Source organism: Candidatus Binataceae bacterium (assembly GCA_036495685.1).
Classification (GTDB): Bacteria; Desulfobacterota; Binatia; order Binatales; family Binataceae; genus JAFAHS01.
The window spans coordinates 46,921-63,514 of the sequence record DASXMJ010000241.1 but is presented as its reverse complement, the minus strand read 5'-3'; the positions used below and the strand labels follow the sequence as shown (position 1 = coordinate 63,514).

Here is a 16,594-nt window from a genome sequence, read left to right as displayed (position 1 = left end):
CATGCCGCCAACCCCCTTGCGCTTGGGGATGACGGTATCCACGCGGCCGTCGGGATTGCGCCGATAAACGCCACCGTTGGGGATGTCGCTGAAATAGAGTCGGCCCTGCTCGTCGATGCGGGGTGCTTCCAGCAGGCCATACCCGCTGCCAAGAGTCTCGAATTCCATCGTCGAATCCTCCTACTGCCGTTTACCATGGCCTGCGCGGGTTGGGCGAGGACCCGTAACCGACTATTTGCGGCCTAGGTTTCGACCAGAGGTCGTATCTTCGTCGCCGCGCCGCAAGTCCCAATGCAGCAGGCAGATCAGAATCGGGCTGAAGCACCCCGGTCAGCAACGCATCCGCCGATGACGACATCGCGCAGCGGTCGTTGGGTTTGCGCACGATTTTCGCCGAGATCGCAGCAGGGAGCAGACCCAACCCATCCACGGTGGCCGTCATCGTCGGTGGGGGCGAAACCCGACGGTCGAGCCAAGAACAATCGATTCAACGAACTGATGGCCCTCGTCCCAGAGCTGAGGGATGTAGAAGCTCAGCAGCACGCCATCCATGACCGGGCGATGCAGAAGATCGAAGTGAATCCTAGAGCCGCCGAGAAACTGAATGGCGTGTCGATGATTATCACGGCGCGAAATGCCACCGACGCATGCGACCGGAATCTGCGCCACGATGATGAACGTGTCGATGAGTGAGGTAGTGGCTCCGTAAAGCACACCTGCGATCAGCGACGGCGCGAAGGGCACCACCACTGCCAGGCGCCGATTCGCAGCTGAAGTTCATCATATTCGCCTGCCCACTGGAGGTGGACGCCCTACGGCAGCGCGACCTCCTGCGCCACTCGCGCCTTGGTTTTCACGACAGCGTTTTGAAGATCGCGGTCGCGCACCGCGAAGCGAATGGGCACGTAGCAGCCGCCGAAAGCCATGCGCTGGTTACAATATGCGACGAGCCCTCCCGCGCGGACGGCCTCGCAATTGGGAGCCTCGGGTGCCGGGACCTACTTCCGAGCGGTTTTTTGCTGCACGGCGCTTTGCTGTAACGACCTGACGAAAAGAACCACCTGCCATCGCTCCGAAGAAGACATGGCATCAGCGTAGGACGGCATCAGCAGGATTCCGTTGCGAATGACTCCGTAGAGATAGCCGTCGGGCAACTCTTTACTTTGCCCAGTCACCAGGTTTTTAGGCTGGTCCTTGAGGAGATGTGCCACCGGGCCGTTGCCCAGGCCTCTTTCCCCGTGGCAGGGAGCGCAATTCGTGAGAAACAGGGCCTTACCCCGTGCAAGGTTCTCCGGTGTCGCAGACAAGGTATTCTTGAGCCTGACCGTCATCTGCTCGGTGGACATCGGCGGTTCTCCACGGTCCACCGGCATCGTGCCCGAGGGCATAACCCGAGGCGCACGCGACAGCGGTTGCACAGCAGCGCCTCGATACATGTCGATGTCCCAAGGGAATGGCCACGCTGGCGAAACCGTGACGCCCAGGGTCGCGACGGAAACCATCACGGCACTGCCGCTTGCGCGAAGCCAACTGGAGATGGCCGAGTTCACCGCTCTATTTCTTGACCACTACGACTCCGACCATACCCGCCTTTTCATGGGGAACGCAAAAGTAATGATAGGTGCCTGGTACACTGAACGTGTAGCTAAACTTGCTGCCCGGAGCCATGAACCCGGAATCGAAGGTGGCCGCCCCCTTGGGTTCCGCAACGTCTTTGGGGTTCTGCGCATCGTCCGGAACTAGCGTCACCGAATGGACATTTTTGCCGGTGTTTATCCATTCGACCGGCTGACCCACTTTCACGGTCACCTTGGCAGGCTCATAGACTGCGGGAGTGTCAGCCATTTTGATTAGGACCGATTGCGAGGCCGCACCGGCTGGAGCCGGCAGCATGGCCAGGGCTATCACGGCAACCAGGGCCGCGATTGCGAGGATAACTCGCAGCATCAGGCGACCCCGCGACAGTTGCTCGCGGGGACGAATGCTAAGGTCAATTACTCCACTTGCCATCGTTTTTCCTCGAAATACGCCGCGCTGCGCGGCGCGTTTGAACTTCTATTTAATATAAGTATTAATTATATAGAGCTTGGTCTCTATTACCAATACTTAAGTTTACGCGATCGAGCGGCGGAGGCAAGCGGTGTGCGCACTGGGTTCGGCGGGCTCTGGCGTGAGCAACGTCGGCCGAAAGACCGGCGCGCTGCTCGGCGGCCGGCGCGCAGTGCCAGAATCTATCGCGGCTGTGGACTGAGCCGCGTGCGAGGAGCGGTCATGCGAGGATGGTCAGGCGGCGGCCGGTGCGGCGGCCTCACTTTTGAAATCGAGGCCGCGGGCGTTGGCGTCTACTTTCACCCGCGAGTTGTCACGGACCTCGCCGACCAGCAACTTGCGGCCGAGTGCAGTCTCCAGTTCGCGCTGGATCAGCCGCTTGAGCGGCCGGGCGCCAAAGGACGGATCGTAGCCGTGCTCGGCCAAGTAGTCGCGCGCCTTGTCGGTCAGCTCGAGTTCTATCTTGCGCTCTTCAAGCCGCTTGCGTAGGCGCGCCAGCTGTATTTCCACGATCTGTCGCAGCTGTTCGCGGGCCAGCGGATGGAACACCACGATCTCATCGACGCGATTCAGGAACTCGGGCCGGAAGCTCCGGCGCAACACCTCCAGGCATTCGTCCTTCATCTTCTCGTAGTCCTCTCCGCGATAGCCGAGGATGAGCTGGCTTGCGATGTTCGAGGTCATGATCACGACCGTGTTGCGGAAGTCTACGGTGCGCCCGTGTCCATCGGTGAGGCGGCCATCATCGAGCAACTGCAGCAGCACGTTGAAGACGTCAGCGTGCGCCTTCTCGATCTCATCGAACAGCACCACCGAATATAGACGCCGTCTTACGGCTTCGGTGAGTTGCCCGCCTTCATCGTAGCCGACGTAACCCGGAGGCGCTCCGATCAGGCGGGAGACGGTGTGCTTCTCCATGTATTCGGACATGTCGATCCGAATCATCGCGCCTTCATCATCAAAGAGAAATTCCGCAAGCGCTCGCGCCAACTCGGTTTTGCCGACCCCTGTAGGTCCAAGGAAGATGAACGATCCGATTGGGCGGTTCGGGTCCTTCAAGCCGGAACGTGCGCGGATAACTGCATCCGCCACCGCCGACACCGCCTCGTCCTGACCAATCACACGCTTGTGCAGATGCTCCTCCAGGTGAGCGAGCTTCTGCACTTCTCCTTCCATCAGGCGCGACACGGGAATTCCAGTCCACCTCGCGACCACTTCGGCAATATCGTCTTCGTCTACTTCTTCTTTGATCAGTCGATCGCCGCTGCCTGCCTTCTTGATCAAGCGCTCTTCTTCGCTGCCAAGTTCTTTCTCGAGCGACGCGAGCTTTCCGTACTGCAGTTCTGCGACCTTGTTCAGGTCGTACTCGCGCTTCGCTTTATCAATCGCGATACGGGTTTGCTCGATATCGGCCTTGATCTTGGAGATCTTCTCGAGGCCACCCTTCTCGCTCTGCCACTGAGCTTCGAGGGCCTCGCGGCGCTCCTTGGCTTCGGCTAATTCCCTCTCCAGGCGGGTCAGGCGATCCTTCGATGCAGGATCGGTCTCGCGCTTCAACGCTTCGCGCTCGATTTCAAGCTGCATCACGCGGCGGTTCACTTCATCCAGCTCGACCGGCATCGATTCTTTTTCGGTACGCAGCTTTGCGGCCGCCTCGTCGACCAGGTCGATCGCTTTGTCGGGCAAATACCGGTCAGATATGTAGCGCTTGGAAAGCGTCGCGGCCGTGACCAGCGCAGAATCCTTGATCCTGATGCCGTGATGGACCTCGTAGCGTTCTTTCAAGCCGCGCAGAATCGAGATGGTATCTTCGACGCTCGGCTCTTCCACCAACACCGGCTGAAAACGCCGTTCCAGCGCTGCATCCTTCTCGATGTGCTTGCGGTACTCGTCGAGCGTCGTCGCGCCAATACAATGTAATTCGCCGCGCGCGAGCATCGGTTTGAGGAGATTCGATGCATCCATCGCCCCCTCGGCCGCGCCCGCGCCGACGACCGTATGCAATTCGTCAATGAACAGGATGATCTCGCCGGAGGCTTGCTGAACCTCCTTGAGAACCGCCTTTAGTCGTTCTTCGAATTCGCCGCGAAATTTAGCGCCCGCGATCAAGGCGCCCATGTCGAGGGTTACGACGCGGCGCTTCTTGAGCCCCTCGGGAACGTCACCGCGCACGATGCGCTGGGCGAGGCCCTCGACGATGGCGGTCTTGCCGACCCCCGGTTCGCCAATCAGAACCGGATTGTTCTTGGTGCGCCGCGAAAGGACCTGGATAACGCGGCGGATTTCCTCGTCACGGCCGATTACTGGGTCGACCTTGCCTTGGGCAGCGAGCTTGGTGAGGTCGCGCCCATACTTCTCCAAGGATTGATAAGTCGCTTCGGGATTCGCCGACGTCACGCGCTGATTCCCCCGTACCTCGCGCAGCTTGCTCATCAGTTTGTCATGGGTCAGGCCGGCCTCGCGCAGAATCTTTGCGGCCGCCCCCGGTTCATCGAGAATCGCGATCAGGGCATGCTCGACCGAAATGTATTCATCCTTGAGCTTGGCCGCTTCCTGTTCCGCACGCGCGAGCACGCGTCCGAGGCGCTGGGTGGCATAGACTTGCGCGGTGTCGGTTCCGGCCCCCGTCACCTGTGGGATCTTCTTCAGCTCCGCATCGAGCTTCGTTAGGACGGCGGCCTTGTCCACGCCGGTCAGCGTGAGGATCGAAGAAGCCAATCCGTCGTTGTCCTGGAGCAACGCGGCTAAAAGATGCTCCACGTCAACGGCCTGATTGTGCGCGCTGACCGCAGCATTCTGCGCGCTGCCAAGAGCTTCCTGTAGTTTTTCGGTAAATCGATTAGTGTTCATTTGCTGATGCTCCCGCAAATTTAACCATTAAATTGTTAACGGCAAGCAAACGCTGTTCGAGCTTAGTCATTCTCATTATGTGGCTGAGCGCGCCACAAAAATTTCTGGCGATGGATCCTGCGCTCGCTCTTCGGACGCAGCTAAGGAGCGCCTCCTCTTCTGAAATCGCGCCGCTGCCCTTGCGGTGGCGAGCGGGTGTCTCGTCTTTTCTTTCAGTTCACCAGAACTCGCGCGCGGGTCGCTTGTAGGTTCAGGGGCAATGGTGGCTCACCCCCACACCCCAGTGCGCGCGTCAGGCGCCGGCGATGGTCATCTCGGCGATCTTCAGGGTCGGCGATACTACCGAGGAACGCCAGTGCAGATCGTTTCCGATCATCTCGATGTTGAGAAACATCTCCTTCAGGTTGCCGGCGATCGTGATCTCCTGCACGGGGTAAGTGAGCTTGCCGTCCTCGATCCAGAGTCCCCCCGCGCCGCGCGAGTAGTCGCCGGTGACCATGTTGATGCCGAAACCGATCATCTCGGTAACGTAGAGGCCTTTCTTCACCGAGCCAATGACCTGCTCGGGAGTGTACTCGTCCGGCTCAAGGAAAAGGTTGGTCGTTGACACGGTCGGTGGCGATCCAACCGAGCGCGACGCGTTCCCGGTCGGCGCCAACTTGAGCTTGCGCGCCGAGTAGCAGTCGAGGAGGTAGGTCCTGAGAATCCCCCGCTCCACCAGGTGCTGCCTGCGCGTGGAGAGCCCTTCCCCGTCGAACGGTTTGGAACCGAGCGCGCCGGGCATCGTGCCATCGTCGACAATCGTGACGCCCGGCGCCGCCACCTGTTCGCCCAGACGATCGATGAGAAACGAAGTCCCTTTGTACAGCGCCGGTCCCGAGGCGGCACCGGCGAGGGTCCGAATCAGGCCCGCGGCCATCTCCGAATCGAATACGACCGGTACCTTGGTGGTCTTGACCTTGCGCGCACCCAACCGGCGCAACGCGCGCGCCGCGGCAGTCTTGCCAACCCCCTCTGCGTCTTCGAGCTTGTTGAATCTTCGATTGGTCGTGTACCAGTACCCGTGTTGCATCGTGTCGCCATCTTGCGCGATAGGCTGCACCACCAGGCTGAACGAGGATCCCTCGTATTCGCCACAGAATCCCTGGCTGTTGGCCAACATGATCTGATAGCGACTCGAATCGAATTCGGCGCCTTCGGAGTTTTTGATACGCGAATCGGCTCCCAGCGCGGCTTTCTCTGCCGCACGCGCGATTTGCAGCGCCCGGTCCGCATCGATAATTCCGCAATCCGGATCGCTGAGACCGAGTTCCCGGAAGCTGGCGGGATGCAGTGCCGGATCGGGCAGGCCCGACCACGGATCCGCCGCGGTGAGACGGGCGAGAGTGACCGTGTCGGCGATAAAATCTGCGATCGAGCTGCGCTCCATCTCGGCGGTAGAGGCGGTTGCGGAGGACTGCCCGACGAACACGCGCATCCCCAGCCGACGCTCGCGCGAACTGGTGAGTTTTTCGGTCTCGCCAAGTCTCACGCCGCCCGCGAGCGATTCGCCAGAAGAAAACAGGATCTCCGCAGCGGTAGCGCCCTTCTTTTTGGCTTCGCCGAGCGCCCACTCCGCCATTGCAGTGTCGAAACTTGCCATAGCTCTTGCTCAGGCGCGGGTTCCACCGACAGTTAATCCATCAACCCGAATGGTCGGAAGTCCCACCCCAACCGGGACCGACTGCCCATCCTTGCCGCAGGTGCCAATACCGGAGTCGAGCGCCAGGTCATTGCCGACCATCGAGACACGGGTCAGGACGTCGGGTCCGTTGCCGATCAGCGTGGCGCCTTTTACCGGCCGGGTGACGCGTCCGTCTTCGATCAGATAGGCCTCGCTGGCCGAGAATACAAACTTGCCGTTGGTGATATCGACCTGACCGCCACCGAAGCTGACTGCGTAGAGCCCCTGCTTCACCGACTTGATGATTTCCTCGGGTGTCGATTCGCCCGCGAGCATAAAGGTATTGGTCATGCGCGGCATCGGCGCATAAGCAAAGCTCTCGCGGCGGCCGTTGCCGGTCGGCTTCATCTTCATGAGCCGCGCATTGAGGCGGTCCTGGAGGTACCCGCGCAGGATGCCCTTCTCGATAAGCACGGTGCGCGAGGTCGGGGTGCCTTCATCATCCACGTTCAGGCTCCCACGGCGCAGCGGGATGGTGCCGTCGTCGACCACCGTGCACAGTTCGCTCGCAACCTTTTGCCCGATGCGTCCCGAAAACGCGGACACCGCCTTGCGGTTGAAGTCGCCCTCGAGGCCGTGGCCAATCGCCTCGTGCAGCAGAATTCCCGGCCATCCGGGGCCCAGCACCACCACCATCTCGCCCGCGGGCGCCTCGTCAGCATCGAGATTCACGATCGCCTGGCGCGCCGCTTCCAGCGCGTACTGGCGCCATCGCTCACCTTCCAAAAAGTATTCGTATTCAACTCGGCCGCCGCCTCCGAACGTGCCGATCTGGCGACCACCCTTTCCATCCTCGGCGATCACCGACACGTTCAGGCGGCAGAGCGGCTGCACATCGGCCGCAATCGTGCCCTCGCTCGTCGCGACCATCACGATCTTGCGTTCGGCAGCGATGGACGCGATCACGTTTTTCACGCGCGGATCGTGGGCGCGAGCGGCCCGGTCGATGTCCTCGAGCAGCCTGGCGCGCTTCTCCAGCGGAATCTCGAGCGGCGTCGTCTCAACATCGTAAAGTGCGTGGCGCGCCACCGGAGTTCCGATTTGCAAAGCGGGTACTTCGGCGTGTTGATCGGCGATAGCGCGCGCCGCCTCGGCCGCCAGCCGCATCCGATCGATGGTTACCTCGTCGGAGTAGGCATACCCGGTGCGGTCCTCGGCGTTGACTCGAACTCCGACGCCATGGCTCACGCTCTTGGCCGTGTGATTGACCATCGACTCTTCGAGGCCGAGCGCCTCCGCATTCTTGTACTCGAAATAGAGATCCGCGTGATCCGCCTTGCGTTCCAGGGCGGTGCCGAGGATGCGCTCGAGGGCACGGTCACTCATTCCGAAGCGGTCGCCAAAGAACCTTTCGGGGTGCGCCAATTCCTTTGACATCTTGGTCTGTTCCTCGTGCCTTTAGGGTATCAGACCCGCGGCACCGTCAGAAGTTGAACGAAAATGTCAGTTTGTCGGTGATGCCTGACTTATCTCCCGCAAAGCGGCCGACCACGTGAGCCCAAGCGCTCGGACTGCGCGCGTCGACCGTCGCATTCAGACCATCCGGGCTAAAGTCACCGGACAACCCCACCAGGACCCTTTCGGTTGATTTTTTAACGGCGCAGGCTGAAGCCCGCACTCTGCAGGCTAGCCCGCTGCGGCGCGCTGCTGGCGCTCCGATGTTTGTCCCTCGGTCTTTTTGGCGGCGCGCTTGCGCGGCTTCTTGCCCTTGGTTTGTTCTTCGGCGCCGGTGAACTCGATGATCGAGAGTGGAGCCGCATCCCCGCGGCGGAAACCGAACTTTACCACCCGCGTGTAGCCACCGCTGCGATCCTTGAAGCGTGGCGCGATCTCATTGAACAATTTCTGGACCGCTTCGTGCGACTGAACGAACGCAAATGCGTGTCTGCGCGCTGCCAGATCGTTTTGCTTGCCCAGCGTAACCATGCGGTCCGCCACCCGGCGCAGTTCCTTCGCCTTCGCGTCGGTGGTACGGATTCGTCCGTGCCAAATCAGCGCCAGCACAAGATTCTTGAACAACGCCTTCCGATGCGCGGAAGTGCGATTTAGCTTTCGACCCCGATTCAGGTGACGCATCGCCCTACTCCAGCCTGCCAGTCGCGATCATCTACGCGGACTCGCGCCGCTCCTGTTCTTCCCACATCCGATCGAGTTCGTTTCGCGGCGGCAAGTTTTCCAGGCGCATCCCGAGTCCCAGGCTCATGTCGCCTAGTACTTCCTTGATCTCGTTCAGCGACTTGCGGCCGAAGTTCTTAATCTTGAGCATGTCCTGCTCGGTGCGCTGAACCAGTTCACCGAGATACTTGATATCGGCATTCTGAAGTCCGTTGAACGCCCGCACCGAGATGGGCAGTCCCTCCACCGGGCGGTACAGCAGCTCGTTGAGGGTCGGCCGCACCTCGGTGCCCTCGACAGCCTGCGGAGCTTCGACTTCCTCCTCCACCCCGGCGAAGATCGACATCTGATCGCGGATCACGCGCGAGGCGTAGGTGAGCCCGTCGCGCGGTCCGATCGAGCCGTCGGTCCAGACCTCCAGCGCCAACCGATCGTAGTCGGTCCGCTGGCCAACCCGCGCATTGGTGACGGTGAAATTTACTTTCTTGATTGGCGAATAGATGGCGTCGATGCGGACCGTGCCGATCGGCTCTTCTTCTTCTTCACCGCGCTCGGCCGGAACGTAGCCGCGCCCACGCTTGATGATGAGTTCCATGTCGAGCTCGGCGCCCTTATCGAGGGTGGCGATATGCTGATCCGGGGTGAGGATTTCCAGGCTCGGGCCGCCCGTGATGTCGCGCGCGGCTACGACCGCCTCGCCCTTGACCTTCAGGGAAGCGGTGATCTGCTCTCCTTCATGGAGACGCACGCGCACCTCTTTCAAGTTGAGGATGATATCGGTGACGTCTTCCTTGATTCCCGGCAGGGTTGAAAATTCGTGCAGCACCCCTTTGATGCGCACCGCCGTGATCGCATACCCCGGCAGCGAGGAGAGCAGCACGCGGCGCAGCGCGTTGCCGACCGTAATGCCATAACCGCGCTCGAGGGGTTCGGCGTAGAACTTCCCGTACAGCGGGGTCAGTTCCTTTTCTTCGAACTCAACCGTTTTGGGTTTGATCAGATCTCGCCAATCGTTCTGCATAGTCACCTGTTTTAGAGCTCGTAAACTTTGCCGCAGACGGGTCCACCGCGGACCCCGCAGGCTGCTCATGCCTCCGGTTTATCGCGAGTAGTGCTCGACGATTAATTTTTCGTTTATCGGCATCGTGAGGTCGGCGCGCGCGGGCAGTGCCTTGAAGGTCCCGCGAAACTGCTCACGCTCCAGCGCGAGCCACGGCGGCACTCCACGACGCTGCGCCATCTCGATAGCCTCGACAATCACTTTCTTCGGCCGGCTTTTCTCGCTGATGCTGATCACGTCGCCGGCTTCGAGCAGATAGGACGGAACCGTAACCACCTTGCCATTCACCTGAAAGAAGCCGTGGCGCGCAAGCTGGCGGCCCTGCGCCAGGGAGCTCGCGAACCCGAGCTTGTACACGACGTTGTCAAGCCGTCGCTCAAGCAGCGCGAGCAGATTTTCGCCGGTAATGCCCGGCATCCGCTCGGCCAGCTCAAAATAGTGCGAGAACTGCTTTTCCAGCAGTCCGTAGATCCGCTTGACCTTCTGCTTTTCGCGCAACCGGATCGCAAATTCCGAAAATCGCGTGCGCGATTGGCCGTGTGCACCAGGCGGATAGTTGCGCCGCTCGATCGCGCACTTGTCGCTGAAACAACGCTCGCCCTTTAAAAACAGCTTCAGCCCTTCACGCCGACAGAGCCGGCATACCGGTCCGAGGTTTCTTGCCACTGAATATTCCTTCCTGCTCGTCAGACCCGGCGCCGCTTCGGCGGACGGCATCCGTTGTGGGGAATCGGGGTCACGTCCTTGATAGAAATCACCCCGAGTCCTGCGGCCTGCAGAGCGCGGACCGCGGATTCGCGCCCGCCTCCAGGGCCCTTCACATGCACGATGACGCTGCGCATGCCGACCTCAGATGCCTTCCGAGCGCACGCCTCCGCGGCCATCTGCGCCGCGAACGGGGTTCCCTTGCGCGACCCTTTGAAACCGACCGAGCCCGCGCTCGACCAGGCCACCACCAGACCCTGCGGATCGGTAATGGTGACAATGGTGTTGTTGAAGGTCGCGTGAATGTGCGCAACCCCCTCCGGCACCGAGCGCCGCGTGCGCCGACGCCGGGGAGCTGCCGGCGCCGTTCCAGCGGCGGCCGCCCCGCCAGCAGGAGCCTGGGCCGGTTGCTGACTTTTGGTCTCTTTAGTTTCGTCTGCCATCCGTATTCCGTTCTCAGATATCGTGGTTTAACCCCTGGGCGGTGCCTGCTTCTTGCCGGCGACAACCTTGCGCGGACCCTTGCGGGTGCGCGCGTTGGTATGAGTGCGCTGCCCGCGAACCGGCAATCCTCTGCGGTGACGGATGCCGCGATAGCAGCCGAGGTCCATCAAACGCTTGATGTTTTGCTGAACGTCGCGACGCAGATCGCCCTCGACCTCGTAGTCGGAATCGATCACCTGCCGGATGCGCACCTGCTCCTCGGCGGTCAGATCATCACTCTTACGAGCCGGATCGACATTGGCCTTCGTCAGGATCTTGGTCGCCGAGGTACGGCCGATGCCGTAGATATAGGTCATCGCAATTTCCATCCGCTTGTTCTTGGGCAATTCGACTCCTGCTACGCGTGCCATCGGAACTCTCCTCCTAGCCCTGCCGCTGCTTGTGGCGCGGATTGGAGCACAGGACGCGCACCACGCCTTCGCGGCGCACCACCTTGCAGTTTTTGCAAATCCTCTTGACGGAAGCTCGAACCTTCATGGTTACCTTGTTCTGCAAACCTAACGTTGCCGGTAGGTGATCCTTCCTCTGGTCAAGTCGTACGGGGATAGTTCCACCGTCACTTTGTCGCCGGGAAGAATCTTGATGTAGTGCATCCGCATCTTGCCCGAGATATGCGCCAACACCTTGTGCCCGTTGTCGAGCGTCACTCGGAACACCGCGTTCGGCAGCGCTTCCTTCACCGTGCCCATCACTTCAATTGCGTCGCCCTTAGACATTTGCGAGCTCGCTTAGGATTACGGGTCCGTTTGTGGTGATTGCGATGGAATGCTCGAAATGGGCGGATAGTTTACCGTCCGCCGTAACCGCAGTCCACCCGTCCGAAAGAATCTCCAAATCGGGCGTTCCTTCGTTGACCATGGGCTCGATCGCGAGCGCCATGCCCTCCTGGAGCCGCGGATTCGGCATCCCCCGCCGGAAATAGTTGGGTACCTGAGGGTCCTCGTGCAGCCGCCGCCCTATCCCATGCCCGGCAAACTCGGTCACCACCGAATAACCCGCGGTTTCGGCTACTTCCTGGACCGCACGCGAGATATCGGAAATACGGTTGCCGACTTTGGCTTGTGCGATTCCGGCGTACAACGCCTCGCGGGTGACCCGCAGCAGGCGCATGGTGGTTTCGGGCACTTCGCCGACCGGCACCGTTCGGGCGGCATCACCAAAGAAGCCCTGGTAGACCACGCCGTAGTCGAGGCCGACTATGTCGCCCGACTTGAGCCTGCGGCCCGACGGAATTCCGTGCACGATCTCCTCGTTGATCGCAACACACAACGACTTCGGATACACCACCGCGCCGGGCTTGTAGCCTTTGAAGGCCGGGCGCGCGCCCTTTTTAAGGGTCACACGCTCCGCGATCCGGTCCAGCTCATCGGTGCTGATGCCCGGACGCACCTCGGCCACCAGCTCGTCGAGGACCTCGGCGACGATCTGACTGGCGCGACGCATGATCGCGAGTTCTTCCGATGTCTTAATCGTGATCATTCGACTATCCGCTCTTGGGAACCAATCCATCGAGCGCAGCGACCATGCGCTTTTCGACCTCCGCGGGCGTGCCCATGCCGTCAATCTGGGAAAGAATCCCGGCTCGCGAATAGTATTCGAGCAGCGGTTTGGTGTTCGCATTGTAAACATCGAGACGATGCTGGACGGTCTGCTCGGAATCGTCCTCCCGCTGATACAGCTCGCCTCCGCATTTCTCGCACACGCCCGACTGGCGGGGCGGGTCCAACGCGACATTGTACATGGTTTGACAATTACGGCAGGTACGACGCCCGGAAATGCGCTTCACAATCTCCGCATCTGGAACCATCATCGCGAGCGCGCGATCGATTCGTCTCCCGCGGCGCGTAAGCATCGCGTCGAGCAACTCAGCCTGGGGGAGCGAACGCGGGAATCCATCGAGAATAAACCCGCTGGCGGCGTCGGGCTCATTGAGTCGGTCCTCGATAAGCTTGACCACCGTCTCATCGCCCACCAGGTCGCCGCGCGCGAGGATGTCCTCGACCTCGCGCCCCAGCGCGGTTTGTTCGCGCACCGCGGCGCGCAGCAAATCGCCGCTCGCGACCTGGGGAACGCGTGCCAACGAACTAAGCATACGCGCCTGTGTGCCTTTTCCTGCGCCTGGAGGGCCTACGAGTATCAGCCGCAAAGCTACGCACCTCGTCGAGACTTTACTCGCCCGCGCCGCATAAAACCTTCGTAGTTGCGGGTTAGCAAATGGGTTTCAATCTGTCCGATGGTGTCGATCGCGACGCCAACGACGATCAACAAGGCGGTGCCGCCGAAGTAGAACGGCACGTTGAAGCGCGCGATGAGAATCGTGGGCAGTACGCAGACCGCACTGACGTAGATGGCGCCGCCCAGCGTGATGCGGGAGAGAACGCGGTCGATGTATTCCGCCGTGAAGCGCCCCGGGCGAATTCCGGGGATGAATCCGCCATGCTTCTTCAGGTTGTCCGCCACATCGACCGGATTGAACGTGACCGCCGTATAGAAATAGCAGAAGAAGACGATCAGGACGACGTAAAGAATGTCGTATACTAGTCCGCCCGGCGCGAGAAACTGCACGTAGTCCTTGAACTGGGGCATGAAGGTGCCGATGGTGGCCGGGAACACCAGGATCGATGACGCAAAAATCGGCGGAATAACCCCCGAAGTGTTGATCTTGAGTGGCAAATGAGAAGACTGCCCGCCATAGACCCGTCGGCCGCGAGTGATCCTTGCGTACTGGATTGGAATGCGGCGTTGGGCGGTCTCCACGTACACGATGCCGCCCGTAACCGCTGCGGCCACCAGCAGGATGAACAGCAGCACGAAGATGCTCATCTCGCCTTCGCGAACGAATTGGGCAGTGGTGCTGAGGGCGCTGGGCAGACGCGCCACGATTCCTGCCATGATTACCAGTGAGATGCCGTTGCCGATGCCGCGCTCGGTGATCTGCTCGCCGATCCACATGACGAACACGGCGCCTGCGGTGAGCGTGATCACCGTGGTGATGCGGAAGTACCAGCCGGGCTCCAAAACGATCGGCGCGCCACCGGGTGCCATCATCTTTTCGAAGCCGGTCGCAAGCATGAATCCCTGGATGATCGACAGTCCCACCGTGCCGTAGCGGGTGTAGTTGGTTATCTTGCGGCGCCCCGCTTCACCCTCTTTGTACAGCTCGTCGAGGTACGGCGAGGCAACCTTGAGCAGGTCAAGGATGATGGCAACCGAGATATACGGCATGATGCCGAGGGCGAAAACCGACAAACGCTCGAACGCGCCGCCGGAAAACAGGTTGAATTGCCCGAAGAGGGTGCCGGAGGCGGCATCAAAGAACGACGCCAGCGCCTGTCCGTCAATTCCGGGGGTAGGCACCGCCACGCCGATGCGGTACACGGCCAGCGCCAGGGCTGTGAACATCAGCCGGCGGCGCAGTTCCGGGATGCGCGAGGCGCCTGAGAACCCCTCCAGCATCAGGATTTCGTCGGGGCGATAAGCTCCGCAGTGCCGCCCGCGGCGGCAATTTTTTCGCGAGCGGCCACCGAAAATGCATCCGCCCGCACGACCAGTTTAACCTTCAGATCGCCAGTTCCCAAAATCTTTATCTTGCGTCCCGCCGACACGATTCCCCTTTCAGCGAGCAACGCCGGATCGACGCTGGTTCCCTCGGAGAATCCGGCGAGCCTCTCCAGGTTGACCGGCGCGAATTCTTCGCGCCTGTCTTCATTCTTCTGCAGGCGGCGAAAGCCGCGTTTCGGCAGGCGGCGCTGCAAGGGCATCTGTCCGCCTTCGTAGCCGGGTGGTGTGTTGCCACCCGAGCGCGAGCCCTTGCCCTTGTGTCCGCGGCCCGCGGTTTTGCCGCTACCGGAACCGATTCCCCGTCCGATCCGCTTGCGGCGGCGCAGCGCGCGCGCAGCTGGTTTGATGTCCGAAAGGTTCATCAGAGCCTCAATGAACTTCCACGAGATGTTTGATCCGCCGGATCATCCCATCGACCTCGGGCGTACGCTTAAGCTCGCGCTCGCTCCCGACCTTGCCAAGGCCCAGACCTTTTACGGTCTGGCGCACACGGGTGGTGGTGCTGATCGGACTCCTTACAAGTTTAACGCGAATGGTGTCGCTCATGGCTGCGTTCCCGGATAAGTCAGGCGGCCGCGGTGCCGTCGGTCGCCGAACGCGCCCGCAGCTTCGCGATGTCGGCGGGGCTGCGGAGTTCCGTCAGCGCTTCCAGGGTTGCTTTTACCAGATTATGCGGATTCGAGGAGCCAAGCCGCTTGGTGAGGACATTGCGGATACCGGCCAGTTCGACGACCGCGCGTACCCCACCCGCCGCGATAACTCCGGTTCCTTCCGCCGCCGGCCGCAAGACGACCCTGCCTGCACCGAAACGCCCGACCACCTCGTGTGGGATGGTTCCCTCGCGCAGCGGCACCCGAATCAGGCTCTTTTTCGCGCGCTCCACGCCCTTGCGGATCGCTTCGGGAACCTCGTTGGCCTTGCCGAGGCCGAACCCGACCAGGCCGTTTTGGTCGCCCGCGACCACCAGCGCGCTGAAGCTGAAGCGGCGTCCACCCTTCACGACCTTGGCGACGCGATTGATGTGGACGACCTTTTCCTTAATTTCGAGACCCTGCGGATCAATTCTATAAGCCACGTCGCTCCCTCGATTTTCAGAATTTCAGGCCAGCTTCCCGCGCCGCGTCCGCCAGCGCCTTGACCCTGCCGTGATACAAAAACCCGTTACGATCAAAGATTACCGATTGAATCCCGCCGGCGAGGCACTTCTGTGCGATCACCCTACCTACCGCCTTGGCCGCGTCGACACTGCGTTTGGTCTTGATCCCTTCGGTAACACCCTCGCCCTGGGTGGAAGCAGACATCAGCGTACGGCCGCTCACGTCCGAAATGACCTGCACGTAAATATGATGCAGTGATCGATAAACTGACAGTCGCGGCCGCGTCTCGGTTCCGCGCACGATGCGGCGTACCCGCTGCCGACGCAATGCCCGCTTTTCTGCACGCTGATTAGCCATTGCTGCTGCCCTAAGACGAGGTCGAGCCCGCCGCCGCCTTGCCGGCTTTGCGACGGATGGTCTCGGTCGCGTACTTGATTCCTTTGCCCTTGTACGGTTCGGGCGGCCGGAGTTCGCGAATCTGCGCTGCCACCGTGCCCAGGAGCTGGCGATCCGCGCTCTCCAGGGTTATCACCACCTGCCGCTCCACCTTCGCGGTGACGCCGGGCGGAAGCTGGTACACGATGGGATGGGAATAGCCCAGGCTCAGGTTGATGGCGGCGCCTCTGACCTCGGCGCGATAGCCGACCCCGTTGATTTCAAGCACCCGCGTAAAGCCCTTGCTCACCCCTTCGGCCATGTTGGCGATGAGCTTGCGAGTGAGGCCGTGCGATGCGCGGTCCTGGTTTGCGTCACCTGGCCGCTTCACGGTCAGCTCCGAGTCCTTGATCTCCACGCTAAAGCCGGGCTGCATCTTCAGCTCGAGTTTGCCCTTGGGACCCTCGACCTTGACCGTGTCGCCATGGACTTCGGCCTTGACACCCTTCTCGAGCTTAACCGGCAATCTTCCTATACGTGACATCGACGCTTCCT

At 61.1% G+C, this 16,594-nt stretch carries 20 protein-coding genes and 1 pseudogene; all 21 read right to left on the bottom strand.

Annotated features, from left to right (window positions below; genetic code table 11):
* Positions 1-438 precede the first annotated feature (438 nt).
* Complete coding sequence (locus VGI36_21965; GenBank protein ID HEY2487813.1) at positions 439-744, bottom strand: hypothetical protein; 306 nt, start codon at positions 742-744, stop codon at positions 439-441.
* 254 nt (positions 745-998) lie between these two features.
* Complete coding sequence (locus VGI36_21960; GenBank protein ID HEY2487812.1) at positions 999-1,550, bottom strand: c-type cytochrome; 552 nt, start codon at positions 1,548-1,550, stop codon at positions 999-1,001.
* Positions 1,551-1,554: 4 nt separating this feature from the next.
* On the bottom strand, positions 1,555-2,010 hold the full coding sequence (locus VGI36_21955; GenBank protein HEY2487811.1) for a plastocyanin/azurin family copper-binding protein: 456 nt from the start codon (positions 2,008-2,010) through the stop codon (positions 1,555-1,557).
* 273 nt (positions 2,011-2,283) lie between these two features.
* The gene (gene clpB / locus VGI36_21950) at positions 2,284-4,899 is read right to left on the bottom strand and encodes an ATP-dependent chaperone ClpB (protein HEY2487810.1); all 2,616 of its coding nucleotides are present in this window, start codon (positions 4,897-4,899) and stop codon (positions 2,284-2,286) included.
* Positions 4,900-5,191: 292 nt separating this feature from the next.
* Positions 5,192-6,541: a TldD/PmbA family protein gene (locus VGI36_21945; protein HEY2487809.1), complete on the bottom strand. Its 1,350-nt coding sequence runs from the start codon at positions 6,539-6,541 to the stop codon at positions 5,192-5,194.
* A gap of 9 nt (positions 6,542-6,550) precedes the next feature.
* Positions 6,551-7,999, bottom strand: coding sequence for a metalloprotease TldD (gene tldD, locus VGI36_21940; protein ID HEY2487808.1), 1,449 nt, complete (start codon positions 7,997-7,999; stop codon positions 6,551-6,553).
* A 357-nt stretch (positions 8,000-8,356) separates the two neighbouring features.
* Positions 8,357-8,698 (bottom strand): annotated as a pseudogene (rplQ, locus tag VGI36_21935) (50S ribosomal protein L17).
* A gap of 31 nt (positions 8,699-8,729) precedes the next feature.
* Positions 8,730-9,758: a DNA-directed RNA polymerase subunit alpha gene (locus tag VGI36_21930; protein ID HEY2487807.1), complete on the bottom strand. Its 1,029-nt coding sequence runs from the start codon at positions 9,756-9,758 to the stop codon at positions 8,730-8,732.
* A gap of 78 nt (positions 9,759-9,836) precedes the next feature.
* Positions 9,837-10,463, bottom strand: a complete 627-nt coding sequence (gene rpsD / locus VGI36_21925; protein HEY2487806.1) for a 30S ribosomal protein S4 — start codon at positions 10,461-10,463, stop codon at positions 9,837-9,839.
* Positions 10,464-10,483: 20 nt separating this feature from the next.
* Complete coding sequence (gene rpsK, locus VGI36_21920) at positions 10,484-10,945, bottom strand: 30S ribosomal protein S11 (protein HEY2487805.1); 462 nt, start codon at positions 10,943-10,945, stop codon at positions 10,484-10,486.
* 27 nt (positions 10,946-10,972) lie between these two features.
* Complete coding sequence (gene rpsM / locus VGI36_21915; GenBank protein ID HEY2487804.1) at positions 10,973-11,356, bottom strand: 30S ribosomal protein S13; 384 nt, start codon at positions 11,354-11,356, stop codon at positions 10,973-10,975.
* A gap of 13 nt (positions 11,357-11,369) precedes the next feature.
* Positions 11,370-11,483, bottom strand: a complete 114-nt coding sequence (gene rpmJ / locus VGI36_21910) for a 50S ribosomal protein L36 (GenBank protein ID HEY2487803.1) — start codon at positions 11,481-11,483, stop codon at positions 11,370-11,372.
* Positions 11,484-11,503: 20 nt separating this feature from the next.
* Positions 11,504-11,722 carry a translation initiation factor IF-1 gene (infA, locus tag VGI36_21905; GenBank protein HEY2487802.1) on the bottom strand — a complete coding sequence of 73 codons (219 nt, stop codon included), beginning with the start codon at positions 11,720-11,722 and terminating at the stop codon, positions 11,504-11,506.
* Positions 11,715-12,485, bottom strand: coding sequence for a type I methionyl aminopeptidase (map, locus tag VGI36_21900; protein ID HEY2487801.1), 771 nt, complete (start codon positions 12,483-12,485; stop codon positions 11,715-11,717). The genes infA and map overlap by 8 nt, the downstream gene beginning before the upstream one ends.
* 4 nt (positions 12,486-12,489) lie before the next feature.
* Entirely contained in the window at positions 12,490-13,152 is a 663-nt protein-coding gene (locus VGI36_21895; protein HEY2487800.1) for an adenylate kinase, read from the bottom strand.
* A gap of 2 nt (positions 13,153-13,154) precedes the next feature.
* Positions 13,155-14,462, bottom strand: coding sequence for a preprotein translocase subunit SecY (gene secY, locus VGI36_21890; protein ID HEY2487799.1), 1,308 nt, complete (start codon positions 14,460-14,462; stop codon positions 13,155-13,157).
* Entirely contained in the window at positions 14,462-14,929 is a 468-nt protein-coding gene (rplO, locus tag VGI36_21885) for a 50S ribosomal protein L15 (GenBank protein ID HEY2487798.1), read from the bottom strand. Before rplO ends, secY begins: the two co-directional genes overlap by 1 nt.
* A gap of 7 nt (positions 14,930-14,936) precedes the next feature.
* Positions 14,937-15,113: a 50S ribosomal protein L30 gene (rpmD, locus tag VGI36_21880; GenBank protein ID HEY2487797.1), complete on the bottom strand. Its 177-nt coding sequence runs from the start codon at positions 15,111-15,113 to the stop codon at positions 14,937-14,939.
* A gap of 19 nt (positions 15,114-15,132) precedes the next feature.
* Positions 15,133-15,642 (bottom strand): 30S ribosomal protein S5, encoded by a 510-nt coding sequence (rpsE, locus tag VGI36_21875; GenBank protein ID HEY2487796.1) that lies wholly within the window; start codon positions 15,640-15,642, stop codon positions 15,133-15,135.
* 16 nt (positions 15,643-15,658) lie between these two features.
* Positions 15,659-16,021 carry a 50S ribosomal protein L18 gene (gene rplR, locus VGI36_21870; protein HEY2487795.1) on the bottom strand — a complete coding sequence of 121 codons (363 nt, stop codon included), beginning with the start codon at positions 16,019-16,021 and terminating at the stop codon, positions 15,659-15,661.
* Positions 16,022-16,031: 10 nt separating this feature from the next.
* Positions 16,032-16,583, bottom strand: coding sequence for a 50S ribosomal protein L6 (rplF, locus tag VGI36_21865; protein HEY2487794.1), 552 nt, complete (start codon positions 16,581-16,583; stop codon positions 16,032-16,034).
* Between the last annotated feature and the right edge of the window lie 11 nt (positions 16,584-16,594).

What these genes read in the sequence shown, in the direction of transcription:
- VGI36_21955 (HEY2487811.1), bottom strand. Translation starts at nt 2,010, where the DNA reads ATGGCAAGTGGAGTAATTGACCTTAGCATTCGTCCCCGCGAGCAACTG.
- clpB (HEY2487810.1), bottom strand. Translation starts at nt 4,899, where the DNA reads ATGAACACTAATCGATTTACCGAAAAACTACAGGAAGCTCTTGGCAGC.
- VGI36_21945 (HEY2487809.1), bottom strand. Translation starts at nt 6,541, where the DNA reads ATGGCAAGTTTCGACACTGCAATGGCGGAGTGGGCGCTCGGCGAAGCC.
- tldD (HEY2487808.1), bottom strand. Translation starts at nt 7,999, where the DNA reads ATGTCAAAGGAATTGGCGCACCCCGAAAGGTTCTTTGGCGACCGCTTC.
- VGI36_21930 (HEY2487807.1), bottom strand. Translation starts at nt 9,758, where the DNA reads ATGCAGAACGATTGGCGAGATCTGATCAAACCCAAAACGGTTGAGTTC.
- rpsK (HEY2487805.1), bottom strand. Translation starts at nt 10,945, where the DNA reads ATGGCAGACGAAACTAAAGAGACCAAAAGTCAGCAACCGGCCCAGGCT.
- rpsM (HEY2487804.1), bottom strand. Translation starts at nt 11,356, where the DNA reads ATGGCACGCGTAGCAGGAGTCGAATTGCCCAAGAACAAGCGGATGGAA.
- rpmJ (HEY2487803.1), bottom strand. Translation starts at nt 11,483, where the DNA reads ATGAAGGTTCGAGCTTCCGTCAAGAGGATTTGCAAAAACTGCAAGGTG.
- infA (HEY2487802.1), bottom strand. Translation starts at nt 11,722, where the DNA reads ATGTCTAAGGGCGACGCAATTGAAGTGATGGGCACGGTGAAGGAAGCG.
- map (HEY2487801.1), bottom strand. Translation starts at nt 12,485, where the DNA reads ATGATCACGATTAAGACATCGGAAGAACTCGCGATCATGCGTCGCGCC.
- secY (HEY2487799.1), bottom strand. Translation starts at nt 14,462, where the DNA reads ATGCTGGAGGGGTTCTCAGGCGCCTCGCGCATCCCGGAACTGCGCCGC.
- rplO (HEY2487798.1), bottom strand. Translation starts at nt 14,929, where the DNA reads ATGAACCTTTCGGACATCAAACCAGCTGCGCGCGCGCTGCGCCGCCGC.
- rpmD (HEY2487797.1), bottom strand. Translation starts at nt 15,113, where the DNA reads ATGAGCGACACCATTCGCGTTAAACTTGTAAGGAGTCCGATCAGCACC.
- rplR (HEY2487795.1), bottom strand. Translation starts at nt 16,021, where the DNA reads ATGGCTAATCAGCGTGCAGAAAAGCGGGCATTGCGTCGGCAGCGGGTA.
- rplF (HEY2487794.1), bottom strand. Translation starts at nt 16,583, where the DNA reads ATGTCACGTATAGGAAGATTGCCGGTTAAGCTCGAGAAGGGTGTCAAG.